Source organism: Paraburkholderia sp. CNPSo 3281 (genome assembly GCF_024206515.1).
Taxonomy (GTDB): domain Bacteria; phylum Pseudomonadota; class Gammaproteobacteria; order Burkholderiales; family Burkholderiaceae; genus Paraburkholderia; species Paraburkholderia nodosa.
This window is the reverse complement of record NZ_JAMBPS010000028.1, coordinates 19,429-37,567: the sequence shown is the minus strand read 5'-3', so window position 1 is coordinate 37,567 and position 18,139 is coordinate 19,429. Positions and strand designations below refer to the sequence as shown.

The 18,139-nt window shown below is 62.2% G+C and carries 18 protein-coding genes; all 18 read left to right on the top strand.

The genetic code is table 11. From position 1 onward, the window contains the following. Positions 1-169: 169 nt before the first annotated feature. The 18 genes from M3I56_RS24375 (at position 170) to traD (ending at position 18,129) form a co-directional block, all read left to right on the top strand. Entirely contained in the window at positions 170-421 is a 252-nt protein-coding gene (locus M3I56_RS24375) for a hypothetical protein (RefSeq protein WP_254344410.1), read from the top strand. A 134-nt stretch (positions 422-555) separates the two neighbouring features. Then, positions 556-1,017 carry a glycine zipper 2TM domain-containing protein gene (locus M3I56_RS24370; protein ID WP_254316917.1) on the top strand — a complete coding sequence of 154 codons (462 nt, stop codon included), beginning with the start codon at positions 556-558 and terminating at the stop codon, positions 1,015-1,017. Between the two features lie 494 nt (positions 1,018-1,511). Then, positions 1,512-1,979 carry a hypothetical protein gene (locus tag M3I56_RS24360; RefSeq protein WP_254316915.1) on the top strand — a complete coding sequence of 156 codons (468 nt, stop codon included), beginning with the start codon at positions 1,512-1,514 and terminating at the stop codon, positions 1,977-1,979. 206 nt (positions 1,980-2,185) lie between these two features. Next, positions 2,186-2,605, top strand: coding sequence for a hypothetical protein (locus M3I56_RS24355; protein ID WP_254316914.1), 420 nt, complete (start codon positions 2,186-2,188; stop codon positions 2,603-2,605). Further along, positions 2,568-4,208: a hypothetical protein gene (locus M3I56_RS24350; protein ID WP_254356169.1), complete on the top strand. Its 1,641-nt coding sequence runs from the start codon at positions 2,568-2,570 to the stop codon at positions 4,206-4,208. The genes M3I56_RS24355 and M3I56_RS24350 overlap by 38 nt, the downstream gene beginning before the upstream one ends. 9 nt (positions 4,209-4,217) lie before the next feature. Continuing rightward, complete coding sequence (locus tag M3I56_RS24345) at positions 4,218-4,682, top strand: hypothetical protein (RefSeq protein WP_254316912.1); 465 nt, start codon at positions 4,218-4,220, stop codon at positions 4,680-4,682. A 251-nt stretch (positions 4,683-4,933) separates the two neighbouring features. Then, positions 4,934-5,158: a DUF3717 domain-containing protein gene (locus tag M3I56_RS24340; protein ID WP_254316911.1), complete on the top strand. Its 225-nt coding sequence runs from the start codon at positions 4,934-4,936 to the stop codon at positions 5,156-5,158. A gap of 123 nt (positions 5,159-5,281) precedes the next feature. Then, on the top strand, positions 5,282-6,307 hold the full coding sequence (locus M3I56_RS24335; protein WP_254344729.1) for an ATP-binding protein: 1,026 nt from the start codon (positions 5,282-5,284) through the stop codon (positions 6,305-6,307). A 113-nt stretch (positions 6,308-6,420) separates the two neighbouring features. Then, the gene (locus M3I56_RS24330) at positions 6,421-7,335 is read left to right on the top strand and encodes a hypothetical protein (RefSeq protein ID WP_254316909.1); all 915 of its coding nucleotides are present in this window, start codon (positions 6,421-6,423) and stop codon (positions 7,333-7,335) included. 7 nt (positions 7,336-7,342) lie between these two features. Continuing rightward, entirely contained in the window at positions 7,343-8,536 is a 1,194-nt protein-coding gene (locus M3I56_RS24325; RefSeq protein ID WP_254316908.1) for a VWA-like domain-containing protein, read from the top strand. Positions 8,537-8,802: 266 nt separating this feature from the next. Beyond that, the gene (locus M3I56_RS24320) at positions 8,803-9,849 is read left to right on the top strand and encodes a CpaF family protein (protein WP_254344726.1); all 1,047 of its coding nucleotides are present in this window, start codon (positions 8,803-8,805) and stop codon (positions 9,847-9,849) included. A gap of 20 nt (positions 9,850-9,869) precedes the next feature. Then, the gene (locus M3I56_RS24315; protein ID WP_254316906.1) at positions 9,870-10,256 is read left to right on the top strand and encodes a TrbC/VirB2 family protein; all 387 of its coding nucleotides are present in this window, start codon (positions 9,870-9,872) and stop codon (positions 10,254-10,256) included. Then, positions 10,243-10,575 carry a VirB3 family type IV secretion system protein gene (locus M3I56_RS24310; RefSeq protein ID WP_254344724.1) on the top strand — a complete coding sequence of 111 codons (333 nt, stop codon included), beginning with the start codon at positions 10,243-10,245 and terminating at the stop codon, positions 10,573-10,575. The genes M3I56_RS24315 and M3I56_RS24310 overlap by 14 nt, the downstream gene beginning before the upstream one ends. Then, complete coding sequence (locus M3I56_RS24305; RefSeq protein ID WP_254344722.1) at positions 10,569-13,043, top strand: VirB4 family type IV secretion system protein; 2,475 nt, start codon at positions 10,569-10,571, stop codon at positions 13,041-13,043. The genes M3I56_RS24310 and M3I56_RS24305 overlap by 7 nt, the downstream gene beginning before the upstream one ends. A gap of 10 nt (positions 13,044-13,053) precedes the next feature. Continuing rightward, a complete protein-coding gene (locus M3I56_RS24300) occupies positions 13,054-13,803 on the top strand; it encodes a DUF4141 domain-containing protein (RefSeq protein ID WP_254344720.1) in 750 nt (249 codons plus the stop codon). A 44-nt stretch (positions 13,804-13,847) separates the two neighbouring features. After that, on the top strand, positions 13,848-14,855 hold the full coding sequence (locus M3I56_RS24295) for a type IV secretion system protein (RefSeq protein WP_254356168.1): 1,008 nt from the start codon (positions 13,848-13,850) through the stop codon (positions 14,853-14,855). An 11-nt stretch (positions 14,856-14,866) separates the two neighbouring features. After that, a complete protein-coding gene (locus tag M3I56_RS24290) occupies positions 14,867-16,252 on the top strand; it encodes a TraI domain-containing protein (protein WP_254344718.1) in 1,386 nt (461 codons plus the stop codon). Then, entirely contained in the window at positions 16,249-18,129 is a 1,881-nt protein-coding gene (gene traD, locus M3I56_RS24285; RefSeq protein WP_254356167.1) for a conjugative transfer system coupling protein TraD, read from the top strand. Before M3I56_RS24290 ends, traD begins: the two co-directional genes overlap by 4 nt. Positions 18,130-18,139: the final 10 nt, after the last annotated feature.

Genomic DNA, 18,139 nt, shown 5'->3' with positions numbered 1-18,139 from the left:
CTGTCCCTATTCCCCGCGCTTTCTGCGCATCGACCTGACCACAGCGGCGTGCTGCTGTGCTTCTTTTTGTCTCACCGGCCGGACCTTCGTCCTGCCGCCAATGCATACCCCGTTGGGAGCCCACTCCCTTCGGGATGCGGCTCCCTTTTTTGTTCAAAGGAGCTGCACCATGCTGAATGTTTCCGCTGCCTCGCAACCCGCCGTGAAGGTTCTCGAACTCAACGGCTTTCGCGAAAAGCAACGCATCACCGCGCAGGATGTCCAGGCAAGTCCCCCGCAGCTTCATGCCGGTACGATCGTTTCCGTCTGGAGCGATCGCACGGCAACGGTGCAGTGGGACTACGATCTGCCGTTCGCTGTTGAACGTCGGCTCGTGAATGCTGGCCACGTCGAACTGCACAATCTGGCACGTCATTCGTAACGGCGTGGGCGTTTAGCCCCGCCTTCAACGCTTCACCCGCGCTGGGAGTCACCTCCCAGCCAATTCCCATACCCGTTCGGGCAACCACTGCCCGAAGGGGCTCCGGTTGCCCTCACTACCTTGAGGCAGCCGCCATGATCCGCATTTTTCTCGCCGTCGTTGTTCTTTCCGTTCTCTCCGGTTGCGCAAGCACCGACTTCGGCTCGCCCGACGTCTACCAACGCTCGGATGTCCAGCGCGCCGGTACGCTCGAACAGGTGACCGTCGTTCGCGTTCGCCGCATCACGATTCAGGTGCCGGGCAACAACTCGGGTCTCACGAGCCTCGTGAGCGCAGGTCTCGGCGCCTTTCTCGGCTCCAAAACGATCGGAAATGGCAACGGTCGCTATGTCGCGGCAGCGATGTCCGGTGCCGTAACGGGCTTCGTCGCCCAGCACGTGAGCGACGCGCTCTCGCGCACCGCCGGTCTCGAAATTGTGGTGCGCAAGGCGGATGGCTCGCTTCGCGTCATTACTCAACCCGACGACCAGTTGTTCTCGCCTGGCGATCGCGTGCTCTTCATGGACACAAGCTCGGGCGTTCGCGTCACGCACTGACGTATTCCCTTTGCCGGCCAAAGCCGGCCCTCTTACCTGCAAGGCGGGGTGACTCCTTTCGGAGCACCTCGCCGTTTTTTTTCGAGGCATTTATGAACCACAGCAGCAAGGTTTTCCACGCGTCCCGCGCAAGCGCGGGTGCCGCGCGGGAGTCGGGCGTCAAGCATCATGCGCAGCGTTTCCTTCGCCGTGTTGCCGGCGACCTTCGCCTACGCACTAGCGAACACGAGATCGTGGCAGAACCCGCTGAACGCGGTCGCGGCTGCCGTGTAACGCTTCGCACCGACAGGCTGATGCTCGAGGTCGCCGATGCACCCGAACGCGGTACCGTGGCGGTTTCGTTCCGTACCCGCCGGGGTCGAAAGGACCTGTCTGGCGGCGGGGACAACGTCGTGAGCCAGGAACAGCTTGGATCGCATGCAGGCTACGAGGCCTTTCTAGGCGCTCTCCGTCTTACCAACGGGCTCGACTCGGATCGTCGGTAGGGGGCGGACATGGATATCGTTACCGTGGTCGTCCAGTACGCGGGCGGACTGGAAATCTCGGAAGGCGCCACGCTTGATCCCGTGACCGGGGTCGTGCACGTCTCCGAACGCCTTCAGCAGCTGCTTCGCGAATGCGATACGACAGAGTCGCCGCCTAGACTTACCGTGCTCGTCGGCGGTGCCCGTCATCTGCTGATTCGCGACCGGGCGGAGTTCAAACTTGGCGAAGCTGTCTCAACCACGATCCCACGTACGGTAATCCCGTTCAGTCGGTTTGGGCATACGTGGAACAAGGAACAGCTCCAGCAGTTTGGACGGTTTGTCCATACTCTGTCGGCAGCCTCGATCGTGGGCGCAATCGGTTACTGGCACTCGACGACGAACTGGACCCTAGCCGCCGTGCTGAGTGAGGCAGTTCTGGTTTTCGCCTTTGTGGTACTCTTTTTGAGAGGCATGGATTCCATGAACGGAGAATGAACATGGGTTTCGCACTTTTTACTCTGGTCGTCACGTTAGCTATCTACTTTTACGGTGGCTACATGGCGAACAAGAGCCGCGCGGCGGATCGTGAGCGTCGCTCGCATTCGCACTGAACATTCACTGTAGCGCCAGCTTTCGCTGGCAAATCCCAATCAAGGGCCGCACCTTCGGGTGTGGCCTTTTGCATTTCTGGACCACTTTTCATGCAATCAACTCTTGAGCTTCTCGATGCGCCGGGTGTGCTGGACGCGGCGCCGTTCGATACCACTGGCAAGACGGTAGGGCAGGTCGTCGACCAGATCTGCCGGAAACTGCGAAAGACCGAGCTCGAGCCCGAGTGGGTCGTCGTCGCAAACTACGCAGAGAACGCGAACGATGCGACGTTTGGCGCGAAGCCCGATGCGCCGTGGCCGGAAACGGATGGGCGGCGAAGCCGTCTGTGTCTCTCGGTTTCGATCGGCCGTTCCGAGGGATGGCTCGTGCAGATCGACCACGTTCACTTCGTTGAAGAGGGCGGCGGCAGTCACTGGCTCAGCCAGCCGCTTGTGCGCGCGAAGGTGCTGAACCGCTCGCTCGCCTGGTCGATTGCGGCTGTCGTCTCGCGGCTGCTGGACATCGACTGATCCTCGTATCACCACTCATTCTTTCCCTTGCGGGGCCTTCGCCCCGATGGGTGTTGGCCCCTGCTCACCGGAGCTTTCATCCATGTACACGCTTTCCGTACCCAATGCAGTTCTGACGTCGCCCACGCTCGCCGGTCTCTTCCCGCTGTTCCAGGACGATCGTGTGCGCGAAGTCGATACCTGCTTTATCCGTCTGGCCGGCGCCGAAGCGGGCGAGCGCATCACGCGCTACAACGGCGCGCTGGCGCTGCGTATGCCGGGCACGGCGCGCAGCATCATCAACGAGGCGCTTCACGAGATCCGGCGTGCGGGTTCGTTTGTGCGACCCGACGGCTCACACCGCGAACCGTGGGAAATCCACGCAAGCGACTGGGATGGCCTGTTCGAGTTCGTGGAACTGTGCCGCAATCCGAATCTGCTGCTTTCCTCGGACCAGATCGAGGCTGCAACTGCCGAGGCGCGTGCAGCCGGCAAACGCTTCGTGCTGTCGGACATCTGCATCGAGGCAATGGAGCGGCTGTTCGGGTTCGGCTATTGCGGGCCGCGCCTCCCCGGGACGCGCGACGCACAAAGTCGCCACTCGCTGCACGTCGCGTACGCGCTGCTCGCCAATCTGCCGGTACCGGAATCGGTGCTGCAGGCGTACCGCAACGATGCGGAGGCTTTCCGTTACTCGGAGTGGGCCGACGTGCTCCTCAAGGTTCCCAGCCTGCGAGGCGCAATTTCCGGTGCAAGGCTTCGTAACATTGCTTCCGTGATGCGTCACAACGGCAAGTCCATCAACGAGCAGAACGCCGACATCCTCACGATGCTCGCGCGCCTGCTGCCGGACGAGCCGACGTATCCGCACGTCGAGGACGTCCTGCACGCGCACGGACTCATCGATGACCTGCCGCTGCCGGATACGTTCAGCAAGCCGGTCGACGTTGGCCAGCCTGTCTCGCCGTTGGCCAGTCGCGTTCGAGAACTGGTTGCTGCAAGCGTCTGCCGGCGTGCCGTGGAATTCGCCGACAAGGAGCTGAAGGCCGGTCGCATCAGCCACCGCATGCACCGCCACCGCTGCAACATTGCCCGTCTGGATGAGGGACGGCACACGTTCGAGTACGGGAACCGGATGGCGCGCGCTCTCGCCGAACGCAACGTAGAGTCACTGCTGAAGGTGCTGGACACTTCCGACGAACACAACCGCGCCAGCAAGACGGCGTTCGAGGAAGTGCTCGGCGTAAAGCTGCTACGTCTGCGCCCGGCGGCACGTCATCGCGCGGTGTTCCTGCTGTGCGGCTACAACGAGGCGCAGCAGGCCCAGTGGGAATCGCTGGCTGCACAGCGCAGGGCGGAATCGGAAGCGGAACGCGGACTGCAGGACGCTCGGGAGGCTGCCACCCAGGCCCGCTACAAGGACACTGAGGACGCAGTCATCACGGGTGTGGAGCATGTCGATCGGGCGATCCGCGAGGGCTATTCGACCATCCGTAGCTATCCCCGCGGCGCAAGCGTCAGGTATGTCCTCGCACGCGGCGAAGAGCGCACGGCGCGCCGGCTCAGTGCGAAAGACGGCACGCTCGCGTATGCGCGCGCTGTCCTTGGCACCCTCGCATCATAGGAGGTTGCCATGCGATTCGAACGTGAGCCGCGAACGGAGGGGTACAACTGGACCGCCCGCAAGGAGGCACTGTTCGTGCGCCGGGAAGCGCGTGAGGCAGAGAAGATCGCGCGCGACTATCCGCTGTTCGTCGGGCAGTTCCAACCGCGACCAACGCTGCCAGTTGATGACGAGCGCAAGCGGCGGGAACGCATGCTGCTGGAAAGCGAGCAGCGCTGGCGTGACCTGCAGGCGCGCTTCTGGCGTCAGGCGCGACGCGCGTATTTTGCGTGCGTTCCTGACATGCGCGCGGCGATCATGGCCGAGTGGGACCAGTGGCGCGGACCTGCAAGGCCGCTCTACTTTACCTACGTCGTCGAGAAGCACAACGGCGTCGGCGAAGAGCGAACGCGTCGACTTCGCCAGGAGGAAGCCGCAATTGTCGTCCGTATCCGGGAGCGTGAGAATTCTCAGGCCCGGCTCTCGCTTGCCTGAAACCTTGACCGAACCGGCGCTTGCGCCGGTTTTTTTTACGTCCGCGCGCGGCACGTCGCGCGCGAAAGCTACCTCGAATTGCCCAGCATTGGCCCGTAGCTGATGCGTGCGCGAGCCTAAACTGGCCTCTATCACCCGCGTCCCTGACGCATCGAACCCGCCGGCGCCGCCGGCAATGCAACCCGCCTGGTAGGGACCCCGTCCCGGCTTGGGCGCGGCGTCTCCCGGGCCTTCCGTCAAAGGAACAGCCCATGTATCCGCAACCTTTTGCAGTGACGATCGCCCAGATTGAGTCGGCGATTAATCACTGGCGTGAGCGTCGACCGGCAGCCGCTGAGGACCAGCCGGTACTTTGCGCGGAAGCTCGCGCACTGGCAGACGTCTACGGTCTTCTCATCTATAGCGGCGCCACAAGCGTGGAGTATTCGACGCTCAACGCCGGGCAGCGCGATGCCCTTGCGGCCACTCTGCGCTAACAGCTTTCTCGCGCCTTAGGCGTATCGACCGCCGCGCACGCGGCAAACCAAATCACCCTGTCAGGACAACGTTCCCGACGGGGAAGTTGTCTGCACAGGGTTTTCTTCTTTCAAGGAACCCAAATGCAAGTCAACGCTTCCCAGCTCAATGCACTGCTCACCGCCTACGTTCCGAAGCGCCTTCCGGTGCTCATTACGGGGCGCCCAGGCATCGGCAAGAGCGATATCGTGGCCCAGGTCGCCGACCAGGTCGACCACGATCTGATGATCAGCCATCCCGTCGTCGAAGATCCGACCGACTCGAAGGGCTTGCCGTTCGCGGCGGCCGACGGCCAGTCCGCACGCTTCCTGCCTTTTGGCGATCTGGAACGCGCGCTGCAGCCTCGCAAGCGCCCGTTGATCTGGTTTCTCGACGATCTCGGGCAGGCCTCGCCGGCCGTGCAGGCCGCGAAAATGCAGCTGCTGCTCGCGCGCCGGATCGGCGAGCACAAGCTGCCCGAGAACGTCACGTTCCTCGCGGCTACCAACCGACGTAACGACAACGCGGGCGTGAGCGGCATTCTCGACCCGTTGATCTCGCGCTTTGCCACCGTGGTGGAGCTCGAGGCGACGATCGAGGAGTGGAGCGCCTGGGCCGTCGCGAACGATATCGCGCCGGAACTGTTTGCGTTTCTGCGCTTCCGGCCGGACCTGCTGTCGGTCCAGAAGACCTCGCGCGACATTGAAGCGACGCCAAGCCCGCGCAGTTGGGGTTTCGTCGCGAAAACGATGGGAGTCGTGCCGAAGGAACTGGAACTGATCTCCCACGCCGGTTCTGTGGGCGAGGGTCCGGCAACCGAGTTGCTGGCGTTCATCCAGATCTACCGGCAGTTGCCGTCGCCGGCAGCGGTTCTCGCCACGCCCGATGTTGCTCCGATTCCCGAGGCGCCGTCGGCGCTTTACGCCATCAGTGCGGCGTTGGCGATGTACGCGAACGAGAGCAATTTCGAACGTGTCGTCATCTACACCGAGCGTTTGATCGCGGCGGGGCTGGGCGAGTTCGCCGCGTTGCTGGTAACAGACGCGCTGCGCAAGACGCCGGATCTCGCGAACACCCACGCCTTCATCAAGGCGCAGGGCGGTCCGATCGGCAAGCTGATTCACGGGTGACGTTTCGCTTCATTCCCTCTCCTCGTTGTTCCGGGCCGCGCACGACGTGCGCGCCCGCGTCGCTTTTCCCTTTCCCGATTCATTCCACTTTCTGTCTCTTCAGGAGTCTCTCCATGAACATTACCGATATTCAATCGCGCGTCATGCTCTGCTCGGTCACCATCTCGTCGTGGGTCGCACGACGCTTCGATGAGAAGGTCACTGAGGAGGTTGAAACCCGCCACGACACCAAGGGCATCGGGCGCTTCAACAAGCGGCTGCTGCCCGAGAACGCCTCCAGCTTCAAGGAGGTCCTGTCGCTCGCCGGGCGCATCCGCCGCTACTTCTATGACCACACGCTGGAGTACAACCAGCTTTCGGTGCGTCTGCTGCCCACTTCCATCTACATGGAATTCTCGACACAGATGCGCAGGATGAAGGACGAGTTCGATCTCGCCGTGCAGGTTTTCCTCACCGACTACCTGGACCTCAAGGAACAGGCCCGTCAGGAGATGAACGGCCTCTTCAACGAGGCGGACTACCCGACGCTCGCGCAGCTTGGCGAGAAGTTCGGCGTACGCATGGCGGTCCTGCCGTTCCCGGACGCCAGCCAGTTCGGTGTCGATCTGCCCGAGGACGTGCTCACGAGCCTGCGCTCTGAAATCGATCAGCACGTCGAGCGCTCGATCGACCATGCGAACCAGGACATCGTGCGCCGTCTGTACGATGCCGTGTCCGCGATGGCCAACCGGCTGTATGCGGCCGGTGGCGTACGTATCGACGTTGCCGACAACGTGCGTGAGCTGTGCGGGCTGCTGCCGAAGCTGAATTTCAGCAACGATCCGCAGCTGAACCACATCCTCGAGCAGGCCAACCGTCACCTTGCCGTGCACAACGGCGTCGACCTGAAGGAATCCGAGGTGCTTCGTTCCCAGGTGGCCGCCAAGGCAACCGAGATCGAGGAACTGATGGAGGCCTTCATGGGCGGCAAGCCGCAGGCAGCGATGCCCAAACCCGGCCTCGCGCCGCAGCTGCGCATCGCGGCGTGAGGTGCGCATGGATACTCGCATCTCGAAACAGCGTTCGGCGTTGGTGATGGACCAGCCGTTTTTTGGCGCGCTGGCGCTGCGTCTGAAGGTAGTCGAGGATCCGGCTTGCAAGACGTTCTGGGTGGACGGAGAGGCGCTGGGCTACAACCCGGCGTATCTTGACACCCTGAACGATCTGGAATGCCGGGGCGTGCTCGCGCACGAGATCCTGCACGTCGCCAACGGCCACTGCTTCCGGCAGGGGCCGCGCGACGCGAAGCGGTGGAACGATGCGTGCGACTACGCAATCAATCCGATCGTGAAGCAGGCAGGGATGGTTCTGCCAGCAGGACACCTCGACGACGCGCGCTTTCATGGCAAGTCGGCCGAGGAGATTTACGCGGTCCTCACGCAGGAGGCGAGGCAAAAGGAAAAGGAGAAGTCTGGCGGCAAACCTGGTGCGCAAGCACCGGGCGCTCAACAGGCACCCGCGAACGGCGCGAACACACCGTCAGCGGCTCCCGATCCCGATGCACCGCCTTCCTGCGGCGAGGTCCGCCCTTATCCGGGGCCGGACAAACCCGTGAAGGAAGCCGAGTGGAAGGTCGCCACGCTCCAGGCCGCGAAAGCGGCCAGGATGCGCGGCAAGCTTCCCGGCGGCATGCAGGCGATGGTGGAGGCAGCAGCGGAGCCATCTGTGGACTGGCGTTCGATCCTGATGCGCTTTGCGCAGCAGGTGACAAACGACGACTACAGCTTCGCGATGCCCAACCGCCGTTACCTGCATCTCGGGTTCTACCTGCCGTCGCTGCATTCGCCGGCGGTGGGTGACGCGGTGTTTGTACGCGACAGCAGCGGCTCGGTCTTCGACGAGACGCAGGCGCAGTTCGCGGCCGAGATCATTCACGTGGCCGAAGTCGTTCGCCCCGCGCGTCTGATTGTGATGGACTGCGACAAGCGCGTCACGCAGGTGCAGGTCTTCGAACGGGGTGACCCGATCGAGCTTGCGCCGGTTAAGGGTGGGGGCGGCACGGCCTTCACCGATCCGTTCCGTCGTCTGGAAGTGGAGGGCCTCAATCCGGCATTCCTCGTCTATCTGACGGACATGGATGGCGACTTCCCCGACGTGCCTCCGTCGTACCCGGTGTTGTGGGCGTCGACGACGCCGCTGCGTCGGGCACGTCAGGCGCCGTTTGGCGAAGTGGTGGAGGTGATCATCTGATTGCCCGTTTTCTTCAACCCGACCCGGCTCACATCGAGCCGGGTTTTTTTTCGCCCATACGCCGTTGCACGCATTGCCCAGCCCGGTCGCGACCGCCGAAAAGCTGCACAAAAAGTGCACCATTCCGGGTTTAAGCGTTTAGGCGCCTAAACGGGTGCGGGGCGACATTTGGCTGCCAAGTCCAGCGCGCAGGCGTTCGGGAAAGCTGCCGAATATCGCTACCCTTTTGCCCGTTAGCCACGCGGCCGGCCCGGAACAATACCAGCATGTCCGAAGCCGCCGAAAACCCACTGCTCAAATTCAACCGCCTCGAAGAGAGTGCGGTCCGGATGTTCTTCGCCTCGCTTGCGCCGTTGCGCGAGTTTCTCGACGCGCCGGACATCGCGGAAGTGATGGTCAACAACCCGAAAGACGTCTGGATCGAGCGTCGCGGGGTACTCACGCGCGTGCCGATCGAGCTGAATCCGTCAACGCTCTCAGGCGCGATTCACTCGCTCGCTTCCTCGGTGGAGAAGTCGGCGAAGGCGGGCACGGCCCAGGGGATCCTGAACGCGGGGCACGGCAACCTCCGTATCGCGGCCGTCATGCGTCCGACCGCGATCGACGGCGACGCTCTGAGTATCCGAAAACACCGCGACAAACACCTCTCGCTAGACGACTACGTTCAGGCCGGCGCGTTTTCACGCGCGCGCGCGCGCGAAGACGTGGACCAGGAGTTCTTCCGACCGGGCATCGAGAACCACGATCTGCGTCAGGCATTGCGCGAGATCGTACGCGCGAAGAAAAACATCCTCGTTGCAGGCGGCACGTCATCGGGCAAAACGACCCTGCTCAATGCTATGGGCGCCGAGATTCCCGATGAAGATCGGGTGATCACCATCGAGGACACGATGGAACTCAAGCTGCCAGTGCCGAACAAGCTGCGGCTGCTCTCGAATACCGATACCGGGGTGACGACCCAGATGCTCGTTGCACTCTGTCTGCGCTTTCGTCCCGACCGGATCCTCGTCGGCGAAGTTCGCAGTGGCGAGGCCTATGACTTCATCCAGGCGCTGAACACGGGCCACGACGGCGGACTGGGCTCCATTCACTCGAGCACGGCGCGCGGTGGCCTGCGACGGTTTGAGAGTCTCGCGATGCTCGGCGTGCCTTCCGGGACGCGCTGGGACATCTCCGACCTGCGTCAGAACATCGCCAGCTGCTTCAACTACGTCGTGCATTTGAAGCGCACGGGCGAAATGCGGCACCTCTCCGAAATCCTCGAAGTCCGGGGCTATGACAACGGGGACTACATCCTCAAACGCGTTTTCTAAACCACTGGAGTGGACCAACGATGAAGCAGTACCTTGTCTCTTTCCTTCAAAACGCCACCAGCCGGGTGCGCACGGCGTGCTCGCGTCTGTTCAGCCGCCGCGAACTGCGCACAACGCTGATTGCGGCCGCGCTCAGCGCGATCGCCCCCGTCGCGTCCGCCACCTCCACCGATCTGAGCGATCTAGGCCCTGCGACAGACGCGATCTGCCTGATCTCGAACTACATCAGCGGTCCCTGGCTCTTCTGTATCGGTCTGGTCGTCATGATCATCGCTTTCATCGCGATCGCGAACTCGGAAAGCACGCTCGGCAAGGTCCTCGGCAGCGTGTTCGTGGGTGTTGGTCTCGCTGCCTGTGCGATTCCGGTTCTCAAGGACCACTTCAAAATTTCCTATGTCTGTACGTAACCGTGTCAAGGTCAGCCGTGGCCTGTCCCTGCCTCGCCAGATTGGCGGGGCAGACCGGTTGCTCGCGCAGGCGAATGCCTTCATCACGCTCTTGCTCTGCTACGCGTGCGGGTTCGACCTCGTAAGCTCGATCGGCTTCATTGGCCTCGGCATGGGGATGCACTTCTTCCTGCGGTGGATGAGCTCGCGCGACCCCTGGTGGCGCCTGGTCATGCTCGTCTACAACCGCTACCCCGACGTCCATGAGCCGACACCGGGCGGCAAGTCGTCTGCCCGCTTTCGGCGTCCCTATGGTTTCGATCAGGATCTGTCATGCTGAAGCCCGGAAAACGGCGTGCACTTGCGCGCCGGCCCATCCAGGAAATCGCCCCATGGATCACCATGGTCACGCCGGACCTGGTCCTCGACAAGGATGGGTCTCTGCTGACCTCGTTCACATTCGAAGGTGTTGACGCCGATACCCCGAACACGAGCGACATCACAGCGGCGCGAAACAACCTCGACAATGCCTCCAAGAACTTCGACCACCGGGTCACGGCGTGGTGGCGGCTTTCGCACCGCAGGGTGAAAGGGGCGATCGACGGCGAATTCGCTTCGCCGCTCGATACTCGACTGGACGCGATCAACCGGCAGAACATCGGGAGCGGGAAGTTCTTTCGCAACTCGCACTCGTTGTCGCTTGCCTTCACGCCCGAGACCGGCTTCAACAAGTTCTTCGAGAAAGTCGGCTACCACCTGAAGATCGGTGGCAAGTCCATGCCCCTTGCTGCCTTCGAGGCGATCCGTGATCAGGTCCTCACGCGCAACGCGTTCGCTTTCGACATCGACCAGTTGACCGCCGACATACGCCGGTTCGAGGGCCTGCTCGATGCGTTCCGTGGCGGCATGGGTCGGCTCAAGATGAAGCGTCTTGAACTGCAGAACGCACTTGCCCATCTGCACCAGACAGCCAATCCTTCGGTGCCGCCGCGGCGCGTGCGGTATCCGGTCACGATGCTCGACACGCATCTGACCGAATCGTTTGTCACCTACGGCGCTGAACACCTGCTGTTCGAGTCTGCACATGGCAAGCGCTTTGCGAAGATCATTGCTGTCAAGGAATGGCTTGGGTTCCAGGAAGCCGCGCTTGATGTGCTCTGCGACGTGGATGCGGAGCTCGACATCTGCGTGATGTACCGGTTCCTGAGTGCAAGCCGCGCGGAAGCCTTCATCAAGTCCGTGCGCAAGTTCTTCAAGGCGGCGGCAATCAACCCGTGGGCAATCCTGAAGCAATTCTTCGCGAAGGAAGAACAGAAGAACGATAAGGGACGCGAGACTCTTGCCGACGAAGCCGAAGATGCGCTCAAGAGGCTGACCGTCGAGGGCGCCCAATACGGTTTCGCGAACATTTCCGTCCTCGTCTACGGCGACACGATGGAGGAATGCGACCAGGCAACCTCCGACGTAGTCGGGCGACTGAGCAACGCGGGCTTCGGCCTCGTGCTGGAAAAGGACAACCTCGGCGCCGCCTGGGCTTCGACGCTGCCAGGACGCTGGGACCAACAAAAGCGACTGCAGTTTGTGGAAACGGCCGCTGTGTCGGACGTCGCGCCGGTGCGTGGGGTACCGGAGGGGCCTGAAGTTAATGAGTGGCTGACGCAACAGTTCGGCCGCAAGACTGGCGCCACGACGATCCTGCCTACGCGCCACCGGACGCTGCAGCGGGTCGTTCTCCATCACCCGGGCGGCCGCTCACATTTGCTGGTCGTGGGCCCCAATGGCGCGGGCAAGACGATGCTGCTGAACTTCCTGCTCTCGCAGATGGCACGTCACGACGCGCGCCGTATCCGCTTCGACAAGGAACGATCCACGCGCATCCCGACGGTGCTCTCGGGCGGCAAATTTATCGACGTAACGGGACGTTACGAGGCGGCGACGCCGATCAACCCTCTTTCGTTGCTGTCGGACGAACGACACTACGCGTATGTCGCGACGTGGGTCCAGATGGCGATCGAGGACGACGCATTCAAATGCACTCCGACGCAGGAACGCGAAATCTTCGAGCGGGTCGCGATGCTCGCGACTGGCTACGCCCCTGAGTACTGGACCCTGTCGTTCCTGACCACACTGCTGTCGGCCGAGTTGCGCGAGCGGCTGCGGATCTGGACGAAGGGGGAGAAGAACGGAAACTTCTTCGACCATGTGGACGATGCGTTCGCGCTCTCGGACAACCTTTCGATCGAATGCGGCGATCTGTTCCAGAACAACCCGGAAGCGGCGCTCCTCTTTACCGATTACGCGTTCTACCGCATCTCGCAGTGGCTGGACGGCACGCGCTTCACCGTCATCGAGGTCGAGGAATGCGGCTTCTTCTTCCTGTACCCACGCTTCTATGCACGCCTCGAACTGTGGGCTGTGACGATCCGGCGTCTGAACGGCACGCTCGCGCTGGCCACGCAGTCGCTCAAGCAGCTCGAGCGGGTCGCGAACTTCGAGGTGCTCAAGGAGCAGTTGCAGAACATCTTCTATCTGGCCAACCCGGACGCGCGAAGCAACATGAAGCTCTACGGCGACGTGTTTGGCCTCAGCGAAGGACAGATCGACATGATCGTCAATGCGATTCCAAATCGCGACTACCTGTGGGTGACGCCCACGCAAACCCGCATGCTTCAGGCGAGCTTCGACAAGGAGACGCTCGCGGCTCTGCGCGCAGATGGACGCGCGCAGAGCGTACTCGACCGCCACTTCACGTCGGGCGATGAGAACTGGGCCGACAACTACATGCGCGAAATGCTTCTTTCTGATTGAGGAACCAAGAATGAAAAAGACCCTTTTTCGTGCCGTCGTCGCTACGGCAACGCTCCTTTGCGTGTCCTCGGCGGCGCGCGCCCAACTCGTGGTGTTCGACCCGACCAACTTTGCACAGAACTTCATTACTGCTGCGAAGGCTGTGAAGGGTGAGATCTATCAGGACACCAACATCGCCTATCAGTACCAGATGATGGCCAACCAGCTGCTGCAGGCCACGAATCTGAACCCGACGGCCATGAAGGCACAGTACGACCAGATCACCGGCGATATTTCGAAAGTAAGCAGTCTCACGTCAACGCTTACGCAACTATACGGGAGCCTGCAGCAGGGCTCGTCCTACGTCACTCATGTGCAGAACCTCATCTCGACGTCGGGCAAGTCGCCTACCCAATGGCTCTCGGACATGAGCGAGCTTTACAAGCAGGGCGATGCGACGGCGACCAACCTGTTCCAGATGGGCAACGACGTGATGCAGCACACGCAGACCCTCGCCCAGCGCCGTTCGGACCTGCAGTCGCAACTGTCACTCACGCCGACCCAGCAGGCGACGGCGGAAATCACGACCCACTACCTGGACATCGTCAGCAGCCAGAATTCCGACATGCTTCAGATGATGGCGGCGAAAACCCAGAACGACGCCCAGCAGCAGGCTTCGACCAATGCCGCGGCGAAGGACAGGCTGTCGGCCGCGCAGTCCTACACCGCACAGCAGGCCGCCGAGCGTGCAGCATTCGACGCACTGCCCAACGGAAATTGAGGGGCAAGATGCGCTTTCGACAGTTCTGGGCCTGCCTCGCACTCGTGAGTCTTGGGCTTCTTGCATCGTCCGCATGGGCCGACGACTCCCCGGCGCTCGGGCAACAGATCACCGAGTCAACAGGCACCACGGTCACACAATCGTCGTCGGGCAACGACACCTTCGGCTCAACGATGACCAAGGGCGAGATCGCCGCCGGCGCTACCAAGGCGGCGGCAAAGGCAGCATCGCTCTTTGCGGCGGCGATCCCGGCGGCGGTCACCGTGAGCCAGAGTATCAAGAGCGAAGCCGACAAGTTCGCCGCAGGCCTGGGCGTTATCACGCTGGTCCTGACGTTTATCCGGTACTCCGCGACCCGGGATCCCGTGTCTGCGTGGGTGACGGTGTTCGAGGAGATCGGGACACTCGGCATCTTTGCGTCGATCTACGTGAGCTACCAAACCTTCGCGCCGGGCTTTTACAACTGGTTCCAGACGCTCGCGAACATGATCCAGTCGGGCGCAGGGCAGGGCGTTTCGTCGTCCATGGCCGCAGCAGGCGGCGCGGTCATGGAGGCTGTCGTCAAGGCGTACAACGGCACGTCGTGGACGAACTACGTCGCGCTCACCATCTCGATGTTTCCGCTGCTGCTCGCCTACATCGTTCTGGTGATTACCAGTATCGTTTTTGCCTTCATGAACAACCTCGGTCTCATCCAGGCCGCGGTCGGGATTGTGATGGGCCAGATTGCGGTGGCGCTTGGATTTTCGTCATACACGCGTGGCTACTTTAAGTCCTGGCTTGACTACATGGTCAGCGCGGGCATGTACTGCGTGGTCTCGGCGATCCTGCTCAAGCTCGTTGCGACGTCGCTCAACCAGGCTATCGACGAAGCAACCGCAATGGGTCTCTCGACGGCCGAAGGTGCTTCATACGTCTTTGACCTTTCACTCTTCGTCTTCCTGCTCTCGTTCGAAATTCCCAAGATGGCAGGGATGTTTGGCGGCGGCGCCAACGCATCTGGTTCGATGATGAAGAAGGCGGCGAGCGTAGCCACGGGAGGTATCCTGTGAGCGCCGCGGCCATGCATCAACCGATGGACGCCCCGGCGCTGCTCGCCGCGCACGATCGCCGCGTCGCGCTTATCCGGCAGGCTGCCAACGAGGCAAGTGACGGCGAGTACCGGTCGCGCTGGGGCGACCTGCTCGCGCGTTGTGCCACGTGGTTTTCGAGCCTTCCGTATTCTCCGGATCTGTACCGTGAGCCCGGTGGGGCGTTTCGCTGCACGGTGGAAACGGCGTTCTACGCGATGCGGCTCGCCGGTGGCCAGAAGTTCGGCACGAACCTGTCATCGGAAAAGCGGCGGCACGTCGAGCCACAGTACAACCACGCCGTATTTATCGCGGCTCTTTGCTCGGGGCTCGATGAACCCTACCGCCATTTTGTCGTGCTTCGAAGCCGCGACCAGGCGGAGTGGAGTCCGGCTGGGCATGGGGCACTGGGACCCTGGCTCGGTGGCGACACATACGCGCTCCAGCGCAGGCCAACGCCGCTCCCGGTCGAGCGGATGCGCACGGCGCTGTTTGCGCAGAATCTCATTGGCCACGAACTGCTTGCCGGGTACGAGGCAGGGGTGCTTGCTCATCTCTTTGGCGCGATCAATCCAACGGTCACCGCGCCACCTGGCGAGTCGCTCGTACACAAAGTCGTGCGCCAGGCCGTCGCGGTCGCTGCAGACTTTGACAAAAAAGCGCAACACGCAGTCTTCGAGGCGGTTCAATACCCTGTACCACCCGCAATCAACGTGGCGGCGGCCGTTCAGCCGGTAGTCACGCCGACGCCTGCGCCAACGGCAGCCGCCGGCACCGCACCCATTGCATCTGCGCCTCCCGCGCCGGCCGCGGTTGTGCGGCCGGTTACTGCGGAATCCAGTGCCGGGGCACCTGCCGAAGCGGAACCTAGTGCCGCTGACGTGCCCGCTCGCGCTCCAGCCGCAACCCCCGCAGCAACGGCGGCGCCCGCTCCTGATCGCGAGGAGGCCGGTGAGCCGTCGCGCTCGCCAGCCGCGTCGCCACAGCCGCGCCCGAAAGACGAATCGCAGCTTGGCCTGCCGTTTTCAGGCGAGAAGCAGCCGCAGCCGTCCGTCGATGCTGCTTCTTTTCGTCCGGCTGGACGCCCAGCGCCCGCGGCGGTGCCCGAAGGGTTCGACCAGGTGCTGGAGGGTCAACCGAACATGATCCGCGAGTTCTTCCGTGCGCTCCGGGAGGACGTTGCCGCAGGTCAAGCGAAGGTGAACTGGACTGAGAAGGGGCTCGCGGTGCCCAAGCGTCTCGTTGGAAGTTACGGCGTGCCGAGTGACACGCTCGTTGAACACCTTCGCAAGCGAGGCCTGCTCGTCGCAAATGTGCAGGCAGAGATAGTGTTCGCGCCACGCGCGGGCGAACTGATCCTTCAGCGGGGCGCCGAATGAACGCGACCACAAATTACATCAATCACTTCCGGCCGATCTACGAATTTCGCGCGACGATCTTCTGGCTGGCCGCGTTCGTCGTGCTTCCATTCACGGGTATGCCGTACGGGTGGGCATTCGGACTCGCTGCGCTTCTGCCGTTGCTGCTTCGGGGTCGGCAGGTGTGGAAAGCGCTGCGCTTTCGCATGGCGATCTCGACCAAGTGGCTCACCACGCTTGACGTACCGCGTCTCCTGCGCATCCAGAAGCGCATGCGCGAGGAGAGCGATTCGATGTACCTCGGCATGGGTTTCGAGTGGACGCAGAAGCACTGCCAGATCGCGCACGACATCCTGCGTATGCCGACGACGGACATTCCGGGGCTCCCGAAATGGCTGGGCAAGACTCGGCACGGCCGCCAGATCAAGGAGGCGATCGAGAAGATCTTTGCGCCCGCTGACAGTATCCGGGATCGCATGCCGCAGGGCGCGTCGTGGATCCATGGCATGGAGCCCGACAAGGGGTTCGTTCCATTCCACTACAAGGCTATGGGCGGCCATACGGCAGTGGGTGGAACGACTGGCTCCGGCAAGACCCGCACTTATGAGGTGTTGTCCACGCAGGTCATCCATCTGGGCGACGTGCTCATCATCATCGACCCAAAGAACGACAAGGACTGGAAGGCGCGGGTGGAGCGCGAATGCGCGCGCACCGGGCGCAAGTTCCTTTACTTCAGCCAGGCGAAGCCTTCCGAGTCGATTCGCCTGAACCCCCTCGAGAACTGGTCCCAGCCGTCCGAAATCCCCGGGCGCATCGCGCAGCTTATGGAGGAGGGGCCGTTCCGCGATTTCGCGTTCCTGTTCATCGACCGCGCGGTCAAGGGGGAACTGTACGTCGGCGACAAACCGAACCTGCGCTCGATCCTGAAATACGCGCAGGCGGGCGTCGCCAAGCTCCTGGAGCGCAGTCTTGAGCGCTTCTTCCGCGACGCGGGTCTCGCAAATTGGGAGGAACTCGTCGCGACGACGTTGACCCAGATCGGTGGCAAGCCCGGCAGCGTGTCGAAAGTCGATGCGATGGTGCTGCTCTACAACGAACGATATGCCCACGAGGACCACGGTCACGAGGCAATCGACGGCCTCATCGCGACTCACACGCACGATCGCGACCACTACACTCGGGTGATCGCTTCGGTGATGCCTCTGCTGCAGATGCTCGCTACTGGCGAGACGGGTCTCATGCTCGCGCCGAAGGTCGAGGACTTCGAAGACGAACGGGAAATATGGGACATCGATCGCATCATCAAGCAGAAAGCGGTCCTCTACATGGGCTTCGACTCGCTCTCAAACAGCATCGTGCAGAAGGCAATAGCGTCGCTGGTTCTTGCCGATGTCGCCGCAGTGTGCGGCGCAATCTACAACTTCTATAAAACCAATCCCGATGTCGTTCTGGTTATTGACGAAGTTGCCGAAGCGATCAACGAACAGGTTATCCAGATTCTGAACAAGGGCCGCGGCGCGGGCTTCAAGGCGTTCGTCGCGTTCCAGACACGCTCGGATCTGGAAGCCAAACTCGGAAACGCCGCGAAGATGCTGCAGGTTTTGGGTAACCTCAACAACCAGGTCATCCTTAGACTGGAGGACAGCGACACGGCACAGTGGTTCTCGGACAAGGTCGGCGAGACCGCGATTCGGAACATCCAGATTTCCGGGTCCACGAGCCGTGGGAGTGAAGGCCACATCGGTGAATTCAACGGTGGCATCACACGTTCGCTTCAACTGGAAAAGGCTCCGCTCATACCGACTGCGCTCATCCAGCGGCTGCCCAACCTGCAGTACTTCATGCGCATCTCCGGTGGCGCTGTGTATCAGGGCCGTATTCCAATCTTGCAAGGCTAAATAAAAAAGG